An 11,667-nucleotide genomic window follows, 5' to 3' on the forward strand; every position below is an offset into this window, starting at 1 on the left:
ACGCCGTGTTCTTCCCGCTCTCGAAGGTGGTCTACTTCGTGATCACCCCTTCGAACTTCTTCATCTTCGCCGTTCTGGCCGGCCTGCTGCTCCTGGCGGTCACGCGCCTGCGCCGCACCGGCTTCGGCCTCACCATCATCGGGGGCCTCGGCCTCGCGCTGGGTGGTTTGTCGCCGCTGTCGGAGGCGGTCCTGCTTCCCCTGGAACAGCGCTTCCCGGCCTACCCGCCGGACGGTCCTGCCCCGGCCGGTATCATCGTGCTGGGCGGCGGCATCGAGGCCGGCCTGTCCGAAGCGCGCGATCAGATCGTCGTCAACGACGCGGCCGAGCGGCCGATCTACCTTGCCGACCTGGCGCGCCGCTTCCCGACCGCGCGGCTCGTGTTCTCGGGCGGCAGCGGGTTCATCCGCGGCGGCATTGCGGAAGCCGACATCCTCAGCCGTCAGGCCGATGTCATCGGCGTCCCGCGCACGCGCCTGATCCTGGAGAACCGCTCCCGCAACACCCAGGAGAACGCGGCCTTCTCCGCATCCCTCGTCCAGCCGAAGCCGGGGGAGCGTTGGCTGCTCGTCACCTCGGCCTGGCACATGCCCCGCGCTGTCGGCTGTTTTCGGCAGGCCGGCTTCACGGTGGATGCGTTCCCGGTCGACTACCGGACGCGCGGCTGGAGCGACCTGACGCGCTTCAACGGTTTCGCCTCGGATGGATTGTTTCAGCTCGACCTCGCCGTGAAGGAGTGGATCGGGCTCGTGGTGTATCGGTGGTCCGGCTACACGCCGGACTGGCTGCCCGGCCCCGAAGATCCGGCCGGCAGCGCGAGCCGATAGATTCCGCGGAAATCGTCCGGATCCACGGGCTTGCCCTTCCGCAGGATCGCGATCCGGCCGGCATGGGCGAGGCGCACGGCGACCCGACGCACCGGCTGCATCAGCGGGCCCCAGCCGTCGGGATGCGGTCCGCCCAGAGCTCGGGCGACTTCCGACGGACAGACGGTCTTGTCCGCGCCACGCGCGGTCACCAGGTCGAGCATCGTCGTCTCGATGACCGCGTCATCGGGTTTGGTATCGGTCATGTCCGTGCCTGCTCCGCCGAAGCTCCGAGCGGTCCCTCGTGCGGACCTTCCCCGACTTCAAGCAACGTTTTGCGGATCTCCGAGGCGAACTGACGGCGCCACATGATGACCACGACCGCGGATGTCGAGACGACGAGCACGTAGGGGCTCACGAACCAGCCGAGATAGGCAAGCGCGAAGAAGAAGGCCCGCTGGCCCCGCGCGAAATGCCGGCCCGCGCTGACATTCATCGCGGCGAGGCGACGAACCGCCCGGAGCATCTCGGCTTCGCTCGCACCGGAGCCCTTCGACGGCACGGTGCCCAGCAGGATCGCCGCGTAATTGAACAGCCTGTAGGCCCAGGCGAACTTGAAGAAGGCGTAGACGAAGACCAGCGCCAAACCCGCGACCTTCAACTCCCAGGTCAGCCGGTTCGCCACGGTCCCGAACGGGAGGGTCGCGAAGAGGTTCAGCACATCGTCGCCGGAGCGCGACAGGGTCAGCACCGATCCGAGGGCGATCAGGGAGGTCGATGCGAAGAAGGCGGTGCCGTTCTGCAGCGAGGCGTTGATCTGGGTGTCGGCGACGCGATTTTCGCGGCTGATAACCTGCCGCGCCCAGTTCGAGCGATGGCCGTTCATGATCTGGCTCAGGGACAGCATGCGCCCGCGCAGCCGTCCCACGGAGAGCCCGTACGCCATCCAGGCCACGATGAAGTAGACGAGCGCCCCGAGGTCCAGGGGCGAGAAGGCGGCACTGCCGGCGGACAGGTCGGGCATGATCTCCGGATCGCGGGCTCGGCGATGAGCCGCGATGCCATACCAGCCTGCATGCCGATGCAGAACCCACCCGGTGCGGTCGTCGGGTCCGCCGAGACCGCGAAGTCAGCCGCGCAGGATCTCGAAGCCGCTCAGCGTCGGGATATCATCGCAGTTCCGAACCGCGACGTCGGTCACGCGGGCGCCGGGCGGCCCTGACCAGCACAGCGTCTCCATCTGTGCCACGGCCTCGCTCGGCCCGCTGAACATTGCCTCGACCGCACCGTCGTCGCGATTGCGCACGGTGCCGACGAGATTGCGCGCGCGGGCCTCGGACTGTGTCCAGGCCCGGTACGACACGCCCTGCACGCGGCCTGTGATGACGACGGCGATCGTCCGTGTCTCGCTCATCTGAGCCTGTGCCTACCGAACGGGGCCCGCGCGGCATGCGCACGGGCCCGTGTGATCCTACTCGGCCGCGATGGGGCGACGGAGCCCGGCATCGACCACCGTCCGGGTCGCCCCGGTCCGGACGTGGGTGGAGTAGAGCATCAGGCCGGTGAAGGCGATGCCGCCGACGATGTTTCCGATGAGCGTCGGGATCTCGTTCCAGAGCAGGTAATCCATGACCGTCAGGTGGCCGCCCATGAGGATCGCCGACGGGAACAGGAACATGTTCACCACCGAGTGCTCGAAGGTCATGAAGAAGAACACCGTGATCGGCATCCACATCGCGATCACCTTGCCGGGCACGGAGGTGGACAGCATCGCGCCGATGACGCCGGTCGACACCATCCAGTTGCACAGCATGGCGCGGACGAAGAGCGTCAGCATGCCGGAGGCGCCGTACTTCTCGTAGCCCAGCGTCCGGGCCTCGCCGATCCCGGCGATCAGCTTGCCGACGGCGTTCGGCTCGGTGGCGAAGCCGAAGGTGAACACGATCGACATCATCACGGCCGTGGTCAGCGCGCCCGCGAAGTTGCCGAAGAAGACGAGGACCCAATTGCGCGCGACCCCCGCCACCGTGACGCCGGGGCGCTTGTCGATCAGGGCGAGCGGCGTGAGCACGCAGACGCCGGTGAACAGGTCGTAGCCCAGCAGGTAGAGCATCGAGAAGCCGACCGGGAACAGCAGGGCCGCAACCAGCGGCTGTCCGGTGGTCTGGTTGATCGTGACCGCGAAGGCCGCGGCGAGCGCCAGGATCGCGCCGGCCATGTAGGCCCGGATGAACGTGTCCTTGGTAGCCATGAAGACCTTCGCCTCACCGGCATCGACGGCCTTCTTCACGAAATCGGCGGGCGCCAGATACGACATGCACAACTCTCCCTCGCAGGCGGCCGGCAATCGTCGTTGACCGACGGGCGCGCTGCGCAATCACGAATGGCCGGCAGGGTGCGGGACTGCCCGTCGCCCCCCGGCTCGGTCGTGCCCAAGCATGTTGCGTACCACTTGGCCGCCGATCAGGCCGGCAGCCCGCGCGACCAACTGCTGAGTTCCCGGACGTAGGCGGGCGGCAGCTGCGCCGCGCGTGCCGCCGCGACGACGGCTTCCAGGTAGCCCGGCCGCGGGCGGCCCGGTGCAGCGGAGCCTCCGAGATAGATCAGCGCGCGCTTCACGCCGCCCGTGGTGCGGACCGGGAGGCTGGCCTTCGTGTACAGGCCGCCCGACACGCCCTCATATCGATCGAGGGCCGGGATGTCGCCGACGGCCAAGTCCCAGAGCACGCCCCGGACGATGCGGCCGGGCGCGCGCACCACCGAGGCGTAGCCTTCGCGCATGATGATGAAACGATAGCCTGGAAGATGGCCGCCGCCGACCAGCCGCGAAACCGGGCACCGCGGCGCCATCGCGGCGGCATCCATGTTGGCGCCGTAGGCGAAGTAGAGGGGCACGCAGCCGCGATTCGCCTGCCGGCCGACCGGCTCACCGTCCGGCTTTACGCTCGTCGCGCCGCACCGACCACTCGTTCGCGCGCATGGCGACGTAGGCGAGCGCCAGCGTAATGGCCGGGATTACGAATGTCACAAAGATCTCACCCGAACTCATGGCCTGATGCTCCGCAGCACGCGCCGACCGATTAAATGTAAGCCGATCGCCGCACAAAGCCAGATCGTCGCGAAGAACGCGGTTGCCGGCCGCAGCACAGGCGCATTCGCGATCCCGAAGCTCATTGCGGTGATCGGCGTCACGAAACCGATCACCGCAAATGCCACTGCGACGTTGTTCAGCGCCGTCGCCAGCAGCTTGGTCTGCTCGTTGTGAACTGCGCTCACGCCGAACGCCCGACGGCCTCAGGCGAATTCGAGAATCACCGCGTCCACCGCGAGGCTGTCGCCCTCCTTGGCGTGAATCTTACTGACCGTGGCATCGCGCTCGGCGCGGAGGACGTTCTCCATCTTCATCGCCTCGACGACCGCGATCGGCTCGCCGTTCTTCACCTCTTGGCCCTCGGTGACCAGGATCTGCTTCACCGGCCCGGCATCGGGCAGAGCACCTGCTTGCCCGAGCCCGCCTGCTCCTTGACCGGCATCAGGGCGGCGAGCTCGGCTTCGCGACGGGTGTAGACCCGCGCCTCGGCGGCCGCGCCGGCGTGCTGCAGGAACACACCGTTGAGCAGGCTTCGCACTTGGATCGCCACTCGCTCCGATCCGATCGTGCCGATCCAGACCGGCTGACCCGGACGCCACGTGCTCGCGACCGTGTGGGCGGTGCCGTCCGGCTGAGTGACCAGCAGGTCCTCGCCCTCCGGCTCTACGGTGATCGGATAGGATTCACCGGCCAGGATCACGACGCGGTCGTGCTCGAAGGCGAAGAGGCCCGGCGCACGCATCTGCCCGGAAATCCCGCGCTTGCGCTGGTTGAGCTTGTGGTCGATCGCGGCCGCCGCCGCCATCATGCGGAGAGCCACAGGTCCGGCCGGCTCGGGCGGCGCGAAGCCATTCGGAAACTCCTCGGCGATGAAGCCCGTGGAGAGGCGTCCCTCCTGCCAGCGCGGATGCGCCATCAGGGCCGACAGGAACGGGATGTTGTGGCGGATCCCGTCGATGGCGAAAGCATCCAGCGCCTCGCCCTGCGCGGCGATCGCCTCGGCGCGGGTCGGCGCCCAGGTGACGAGCTTGGCGATCATCGGGTCGTAGTGGATCGCGATCTCGCCGCCCTCCTCCACGCCGGTATCGTTGCGCACGATCGCCTTGCCCTGCTGCCCCTCCTCCGGCGGCCGGTAGGTGGTCAGCCGACCGATCGAGGGCAGGAAGTTGCGGGTCGGGTCCTCGGCATAGACGCGGCTCTCCACCGCCCAGCCGTTGAGCTTCACGTCGTCCTGGGTGATCGGCAGCTTCTCGCCGGCCGCGACGCGGATCATCAGTTCGGCGAGGTCGAGGCCGGTGATCATCTCGGTCACCGGGTGTTCCACCTGCAGGCGGGTGTTCATCTCCAGGAAGTAGAACGACTTGTCCTGGCCGGCGACAAACTCGACCGTGCCGGCCGAATCGTAGTTCACCGCCTTCGCCAGCGCGACGGCCTGCTCGCCCATCTTCCGGCGGGTCTTCTTGTCGAGGAGCGGCGACGGCGCTTCCTCGATCACCTTCTGGTTACGCCGCTGAATCGAGCACTCGCGCTCGCCGAGATACACGACGTTGCCGTGCTTATCGCCGATCAGCTGGATCTCGATGTGCCGCGGATCGGTGATGAATTTCTCGATGAAGACGCGGTCATCGCCGAAAGAGGACGCCGCCTCCGACTTGGCGCGGGCGAAGCCCTCCGCCACCTCGTCGCCCGAGAAGGCGATCGCATGCCCTTGCCGCCGCCGCCCGCGGAGGCCTTGATCATCACCGGGTAGCCGATCTCGTCGGCGATCTTCTTGGCGTGCTCAGGCGACTCGATCACGCCGAGGAAGCCCGGCACGGTCGAGACTTCGGCGGCCGCAGCCGCCTTCTTCGATTCGATTTTGTCGCCCATGGCGGCGATGGCGCCCGGATTCGGGCCGATGAAGACGATGCCGGCGGCCTCGAGCGCCTTCGGGAACGCCTCGCGCTCCGACAGGAAGCCGTAGCCGGGGTGAACGGCCTGCGCGCCGGTCTGCTTGCAGGCAGCGACGATCTTGTCGATGACGAGATAGGATTCGGACGCTGCGGCGGGGCCGATATGGACCGCCTCGTCAGCCATCGCGACGTGGACGGCGTCGCGGTCGGCATCGGAGTAGACCGCTACGGTCCTGATGCCCATTCTCCGGGCGGTCTTGATGACCCGGCAGGCGATCTCGCCCCGGTTGGCAATCAGGATCTTGTCGAACATCGCTGGCGCACTGCTTTCGAGATCGCCGGATTGCACACCGGCTTGACTGTCCCGATAGATCAGTTGCGCCGCGGACGGAAGCTGCGCCTTTGTCGGAGACTCAGGCCGCGAGGGCGAAGGTCATCCGGGGAGCCTGGACCGCGTCGCGGATCCAGCGGTTGGCCTCGAGGGCGAAGGCCATCAGCGATTCGGCGCTGCCCTGCGCCTCACGGACGACTTCCATGGCGATCCGGGCGCCGACCGGGCTCGGGCCGTCGCGGCCGCTGAGCGAGGACGCGAGCCAGGTGGCGACGTCGCGGTCGATGTAGCCCGTCGGGCGGGTGCCCCAAACGGCGAAGTCGGCGACGGAGGCGACGAGGAAGTCGGCGAAGGCGTCGGAGCCGATCACCGCCCGCTCCAGGGCGATCAGCAGGTCGGCATCCTCCCGGCTCATCAGGCCGTCCGGGAGAACCTCGCGCTTCAGGACCAGCAGGTCCTCGTCGCTGATCGTGCCGGCCGAGACCGCATGGTTGCAGAACTGTTGAACGGAAATCATGGTCATGGTCGCCTGCTCCTCCGACCTTTGCTGCGGTCGGTGCTTGTCCCTGTGTGTCTTCAACTTACGGGACGGCTTCCCTGCCAGAAGTTAATGGCCAGATCTGAACGGAAGTTCAGGTAAACACCCCACGAGCAAGCAGGCTTATTGGGAGGTTGACCGGTTGCGTTACCGGACGATGACCGTCGCCCCGACCGGGACGCGGTTGTAGAGGTCGACCACGTCGATGTTGCGCATGCGGATGCAGCCCGAGGAGACCGCCTGCCCGATCTTCTCGGGCTCGTTGGTGCCGTGGATCCGGTACAGCGTGTCCTTGCCGTGATCCGAGAGGTAAAGGGCGCGGGCGCCGAGAGGATTCATCGGGCCGCCCTGCATGCCGTGGACGTGCGGCCAGCGCTTGATCATCTCGGCCGGCGGGTTCCAGGCTGGCCACTCCGCTTTGCGGTCGATCCGGGCCGTACCGGTCCAGCCATAGGCCTCGTCGCCCACGGAGACGCCGTAGCGGATCGCCTTCCCGTCCGGCAGGACGAGGTAGAGCTGACGCTCCTTCGTCTCGACCACGATCGTGCCGGGCGGCTCGTGGGTCGGATCGCTCACCTGATAGCGGGCGAAGTGCGGGTCGAATTCGGCGTTCGGGACGAGCGCCATGAATTCCGCGTCGCGCGCCGAGAGCGCCGGATCGGGCACGCCCTTGAAGTTGCAGCCCGTCAGCAGCAGCGCGCAGGCAAGAACCGGTATGATGCGCATGCGCCCGCTCTCCGGGTTCGGTCCGCGAGCCCGGGCGTGCGAAAGGCCCGGCCTCGCCGTTGAGAAGATTCGGTGAACCATAGGGGTGGCGGGCACCCCGCCGTAGTCCGCGCGTTGCGCCCATGGCACATTGCCGGCTCCTGTTGCAGGCGCGCGACAGGAATGGATCCGGGAGCGACCGTCGTGACCACTCTGTACGTGAGCCATCCCGCCAGCTTCGACCACGAGGTTCCGGAGGGGCACCCGGAGCGGCCGGCGCGGATGCGCGCGGTCGAGCGCGCGCTAGAAGACGAGCGCTTCGCCGGTTTGGTGCGCGCCTCGGCACCGCGGGCGGAGCTCGAGACCGCCGCGCTCGCTCATCCGCGCGAATACGTCGATGCCCTCGCCGCGGCGATCCCGGAGAGCGGGATGGTCGGGATCGACTCCGACACGATCCTGTCTCCGGGCAGCCTGGAGGCGACCCTGCGGGCGATCGGCGGGGCCAACCACGCTCTCGACGCCGTCATCGCGGGCGAGTGCCGGAACGCCTTCGTGGCCATGCGGCCACCGGGCCACCATGCCGAGCGGACCCGGTCGATGGGGTTCTGCCTGTTCAACCACGCCGCGGTCGCGGCCCGCTACGCGCAGGAGAAGCACGGGGCGGAGCGCGTGGGTCTCGTGGACTGGGACGTCCACCACGGCAACGGCAGCCAGGACATCTTCTGGGACGATCCGACGGTGCTCTACTGCTCGACACACCAGATGCCGCTGTTCCCGGGCACGGGCTCTGCCTCCGAGCGGGGCGAGAAGAACACCATCGTCAACGTGCCGCTGCGTCCGAACGACGATGGCGAGGTGTTTCGCGAAGCCTTCGAGACCGGCATCCTGTCACGTCTGGAGGCCTTCCGGCCCGACGTAATCGTGATCTCCGCAGGCTTCGATGCCCACCGCCTGGATCCGCTGGCGAACCTGCGGCTCGAGGCCGAGGATTTCGGCTGGGCGACCCGCCGGCTGATGGATCTGGCCGAGCGTTGCGCGCAGGGCCGGATCGTCTCGGTGCTGGAAGGCGGCTACAGTCTCGAAGGGCTAGCCAAGTCGGTGGCCGCACATGTCGACGCGCTGATGGGTCGGTAGACTTCGTTCCCGGATGGAGCATCGCTGGCGCATGCGCGAGAGCATTGTCCCATCCAGCCCCCTCATCCTGAGCCCGCTAGCGCGGTCACCCCAGGATGAGAGGGTCGGTTGGGAGGCCCGATGCACGGGGGAGCTGTCGTGTCCCATGTGACCTGTCAACGCAAATCGGCTTAGCGTCTGCTCATGGCTGGGTTCTTAATCATGAAGGCCGTCATCCGCGCGACGTCTACAGCTCTGATTGATGATTTCTCGGACGTCGGGCGGTGACGAAAGCCGGTTTCCTAGCCTACGCCCTGGCGCTGGGCTTCGCTGCCGCGATCCCGGGCCTCGGCGTTGTGGCGCTCGTCGCCCGGGCGCTGGCTTCGGGCTTTCGGGCCGGCATGGCTTTCGGCGCGGGACTGATTCTGGGCGACCTGACCTTTCTGGCGGCCGCGGTGTTCGGGCTGACCCGCGTGGCCGAGGCGCTCGGCGACGTGTTCGTCGTGGTCCGGATCGGCGCCGGCCTGTACCTCGGCTACCTGGCGGTCCAGCTCTGGCGCAGCGCGGCGCGCGCGCGGCCCGTGGCGGCCCGAAAGGCCGACCGCCCCCTGGCAAGCTTCCTGGCCGGGCTCACCGTGACGCTTGCCAACCCCAAGACGATCTTCTTCTACCTCGCGGTGCTGCCGACGCTCCTGGACCTGCGGACCGTCACGCGGGGCGACTTCGCGACGCTCGTCGCCGTCACGACCCTTGTCCTGGTTGCGGTGATGACGCCGTACGCGGCCCTTGCGTCGCGGGCGCGGCATGCCCTGCAGAGTTCGGCGTTCCATCGGCGGCTGAACCGCGGCGCCGCCGCGATCATGGCCGGCGCCGCGATCTGGACCGTCGCGCGCCGCGCCTGACCGAGCGGGTTATCCTTCCAGCGGCTCGTCGCCCAGGTGCTCGATGCCGAAGCCCGACAGGCCGACATAGGCCCGCGACGAGGTGGCCAGATTGCGGAACGACACCACGCCGAGGTCGCGCAGGATCTGGGCGCCCAGCCCGATCTCGCGCCACTGACGGGCGCGCTGCGCCTCGGTGCCCTCCTCGGTGACGCTCTTCATCGGCACGCCGGCCGTACCGTCCCGGAGATAGACCAGCACCCCGCGTCCGGCCGCCGCGAACCGCGAGAGTACGGCATCGATCTGCTTGCCGCCGCCGATCACGTCGGCGACGACGTTGGAGCGATGCAGGCGCACGAGCACGTCCCGGCCGTCGCCGATGTCGCCGACCACGAAGGCGAATTGCTGGATCGCCTCGAAAGGCGTCGAGAACACGTAGGCCGTGACGTCGCCGTGCTTCGTCTGGACGGGGAAGTGCCCGACCCGCTCCACCAGCCGGTCGCGCGCCTGCCGGTAGGCGATCAGGTCGGCCACCGAGACCCGCTTCAGATTGTGCGTCTCGGCGAACGCGTCGATCTGCGGCCCCTTCATGACGGTGCCGTCGTCGTTGGCGAGTTCGCAGATCACGCCCACCGGCGGTAGCTCCGCGAGGCGGCAGAGATCCACCGCAGCCTCGGTATGGCCCGAGCGCATGAGCACCCCGCCATCCCGGGCGATCAGCGGGAAGACGTGGCCCGGTCGGACGAAATCGCCCGCGCCCATGTTGCCGTTGGCGAGCGCCCGGACCGTGTTGCAGCGCTGCTCCGCGGAGATGCCGGTGGTCAGGCCGTGCTTGACGTCCACCGTCACCGTGAAGGCGGTGCCCAAGGGGGCGTCGTTGGACGCCACCATCGGGTCGAGATGGAGGCGCCGCGCCTCGCTCACGGTCAGCGGCGCGCAGACGATGCCGCAGGTGTTGCGGATGATGAACGCCATCTTCTCCGGCGTGCAGAGCGAGGCGGCAACGACGAGGTCGCCCTCGTTCTCGCGGTCGTCGTCGTCGGTGACGACGACGATCTCACCCTTGGCGAAGGCCGCGATGGCCTCGGTGACGGTGCAGTGGGGCACGGGCATTCTCGAGATGTTGGAGCCGGGGCCGGGATCAGGGCTGCTGCCCGACCTGCCCGCGATGGCGCAGATAGTGATCGGCCAGCACGCAGGCCATCATGGCCTCCGCCACCGGCACGGCGCGGATGCCGACGCAGGGGTCGTGGCGGCCCTTGGTGACGAGGTCCACCTCGGTGCCGTCGCGGGTCACCGAGCGCCGCGGGGTGAGAATCGAGGAGGTCGGCTTCACCGCGAAGCGCACCACGACCGGCTCGCCATTCGAGATCCCGCCCAGGATGCCGCCCGCATGGTTGGCGAGGAATCGCGGACGACCGCCATTGCCGGCGCGCATCTCGTCGGCGTTGTCCTCGCCGCGGAGCGCCGCTGCCGCGAAGCCGTCGCCGATCTCGACGCCCTTGACGGCGTTGATCGACATCATGGCGGCGGCCAGATCCGCGTCGAGCTTGCCGTAAACCGGTGCGCCGAGACCCGGCGGGACGCCCTCGGCCACGACCTCGATCACGGCGCCCACCGAGGAGCCGTCCTTGCGGATCTCGTCGAGATAGGTCCCGTAGAACGAAGCGGTCTCGGCGTCGGGGCAGAAGAACGGATTGTTGCCGGTCTCGGCCCAGTCCCAGCGCGCGCGGTCGATGGCGTGCGGGCCCATCTGGACGAGCGCCGCCCGGATCGTGACGCCCGGGATCACCTTGCGCGCCACGGCGCCGGCGGCAACGCGCGCCGCGGTCTCGCGGGCGGATGATCGCCCGCCGCCGCGATAGTCGCGGATGCCGTACTTGGCGTCGTAGGTGTAGTCGGCGTGGCCGGGGCGGTAGCTGTCGCGGATCTCCGAATAATCCTTCGAGCGCTGATCCGTGTTCTCGATCATCAGCGCGATCGGCGTGCCGGTGGTCAACTGCCGCCCGCCGGTCCGGTCGTCGGCGAAGACGCCGGACAGGATCCGGACCTGATCGGGCTCCCGGCGCTGCGTGGTGAAGCGCGACTGGCCGGGCTTGCGCCGGTCGAGTTCCGCCTGGATCTCCTCGGCTTCGAGGGGCAGGCCCGGCGGGCAGCCGTCGGCGACGCAGCCGAGCGCGACTCCGTGGCTCTCGCCGAAGGTCGTGACGCGGAACAGGTGGCCGAAGCTGTTGTGGGACATGGCGCCGCTGCCTTAGCGCGGGAGCGCCGGGGGCACAAACGCCGCCGGTGCAGAGCGGAACGGCGGAC

At 68.5% G+C, this 11,667-nt stretch carries 15 protein-coding genes and 1 pseudogene; 3 read left to right on the forward strand and 13 right to left on the reverse strand.

What is annotated here, in order from left to right; genetic code table 11:
- Positions 1–5: 5 nt before the first annotated feature.
- Positions 6–827, forward strand: coding sequence for a YdcF family protein (locus M6G65_RS16280; RefSeq protein WP_238195348.1), 822 nt, complete (start codon positions 6–8; stop codon positions 825–827).
- On the opposite strand, the gene M6G65_RS16285 is transcribed toward M6G65_RS16280, so the two are convergent.
- The 11 genes and pseudogenes from M6G65_RS16285 to M6G65_RS16325 all read right to left on the reverse strand — a co-directional run bounded on the left by M6G65_RS16285 (position 770) and on the right by M6G65_RS16325 (position 7,384).
- Positions 770–1,072: a DUF3253 domain-containing protein gene (locus tag M6G65_RS16285; RefSeq protein ID WP_238195216.1), complete on the reverse strand. Its 303-nt coding sequence runs from the start codon at positions 1,070–1,072 to the stop codon at positions 770–772. The two genes, M6G65_RS16280 and M6G65_RS16285, sit on opposite strands and share 58 nt — an antisense overlap.
- The gene (locus M6G65_RS16290) at positions 1,069–1,830 is read right to left on the reverse strand and encodes a DUF599 domain-containing protein (RefSeq protein WP_250104182.1); all 762 of its coding nucleotides are present in this window, start codon (positions 1,828–1,830) and stop codon (positions 1,069–1,071) included. The genes M6G65_RS16285 and M6G65_RS16290 overlap by 4 nt, the downstream gene beginning before the upstream one ends.
- Before the next feature lie 105 nt (positions 1,831–1,935).
- Entirely contained in the window at positions 1,936–2,220 is a 285-nt protein-coding gene (locus tag M6G65_RS16295; RefSeq protein ID WP_238195214.1) for an acylphosphatase, read from the reverse strand.
- Positions 2,221–2,277: 57 nt separating this feature from the next.
- Positions 2,278–3,123, reverse strand: coding sequence for a formate/nitrite transporter family protein (locus M6G65_RS16300; RefSeq protein WP_238195213.1), 846 nt, complete (start codon positions 3,121–3,123; stop codon positions 2,278–2,280).
- A gap of 146 nt (positions 3,124–3,269) precedes the next feature.
- Positions 3,270–3,701 carry a gamma-glutamylcyclotransferase family protein gene (locus M6G65_RS16305; protein WP_250104183.1) on the reverse strand — a complete coding sequence of 144 codons (432 nt, stop codon included), beginning with the start codon at positions 3,699–3,701 and terminating at the stop codon, positions 3,270–3,272.
- 31 nt (positions 3,702–3,732) lie between these two features.
- Positions 3,733–3,855 carry a hypothetical protein gene (locus M6G65_RS33490; protein WP_283214834.1) on the reverse strand — a complete coding sequence of 41 codons (123 nt, stop codon included), beginning with the start codon at positions 3,853–3,855 and terminating at the stop codon, positions 3,733–3,735.
- Positions 3,852–4,082 carry a hypothetical protein gene (locus M6G65_RS16310; RefSeq protein WP_238195211.1) on the reverse strand — a complete coding sequence of 77 codons (231 nt, stop codon included), beginning with the start codon at positions 4,080–4,082 and terminating at the stop codon, positions 3,852–3,854. The genes M6G65_RS33490 and M6G65_RS16310 overlap by 4 nt, the downstream gene beginning before the upstream one ends.
- A gap of 18 nt (positions 4,083–4,100) precedes the next feature.
- Entirely contained in the window at positions 4,101–4,280 is a 180-nt protein-coding gene (locus M6G65_RS34015; protein WP_430929566.1) for an acyl-CoA carboxylase biotin carboxyl carrier protein subunit, read from the reverse strand.
- Positions 4,277–6,102, reverse strand: a pseudogene (locus M6G65_RS16315) (acetyl-CoA carboxylase biotin carboxylase subunit). The gene M6G65_RS34015 and the pseudogene M6G65_RS16315 overlap by 4 nt, the downstream one beginning before the upstream one ends.
- A 100-nt stretch (positions 6,103–6,202) precedes the next feature.
- On the reverse strand, positions 6,203–6,643 hold the full coding sequence (locus M6G65_RS16320; protein ID WP_250104184.1) for a hypothetical protein: 441 nt from the start codon (positions 6,641–6,643) through the stop codon (positions 6,203–6,205).
- Positions 6,644–6,805: 162 nt separating this feature from the next.
- Positions 6,806–7,384, reverse strand: a complete 579-nt coding sequence (locus M6G65_RS16325; protein ID WP_238195209.1) for a L,D-transpeptidase — start codon at positions 7,382–7,384, stop codon at positions 6,806–6,808.
- Between the two features lie 183 nt (positions 7,385–7,567).
- Here M6G65_RS16325 and M6G65_RS16330 point away from each other — a divergent pair, with 183 nt between their 5' ends.
- Entirely contained in the window at positions 7,568–8,497 is a 930-nt protein-coding gene (locus M6G65_RS16330; protein ID WP_238195208.1) for a histone deacetylase family protein, read from the forward strand.
- 263 nt (positions 8,498–8,760) lie between these two features.
- The gene (locus M6G65_RS16335) at positions 8,761–9,378 is read left to right on the forward strand and encodes a LysE family translocator (RefSeq protein WP_238195207.1); all 618 of its coding nucleotides are present in this window, start codon (positions 8,761–8,763) and stop codon (positions 9,376–9,378) included.
- Positions 9,379–9,387: 9 nt separating this feature from the next.
- Here M6G65_RS16335 and ribB read toward each other — a convergent pair whose 3' ends face one another.
- The gene (gene ribB / locus M6G65_RS16340) at positions 9,388–10,464 is read right to left on the reverse strand and encodes a 3,4-dihydroxy-2-butanone-4-phosphate synthase (protein WP_238195206.1); all 1,077 of its coding nucleotides are present in this window, start codon (positions 10,462–10,464) and stop codon (positions 9,388–9,390) included.
- A gap of 34 nt (positions 10,465–10,498) precedes the next feature.
- Positions 10,499–11,599, reverse strand: coding sequence for a chorismate synthase (gene aroC / locus M6G65_RS16345; protein WP_250104185.1), 1,101 nt, complete (start codon positions 11,597–11,599; stop codon positions 10,499–10,501).
- Between the last annotated feature and the right edge of the window lie 68 nt (positions 11,600–11,667).

This window comes from Methylobacterium tardum, from assembly GCF_023546765.1.
Classification (GTDB): domain Bacteria; phylum Pseudomonadota; class Alphaproteobacteria; order Rhizobiales; family Beijerinckiaceae; genus Methylobacterium; species Methylobacterium tardum.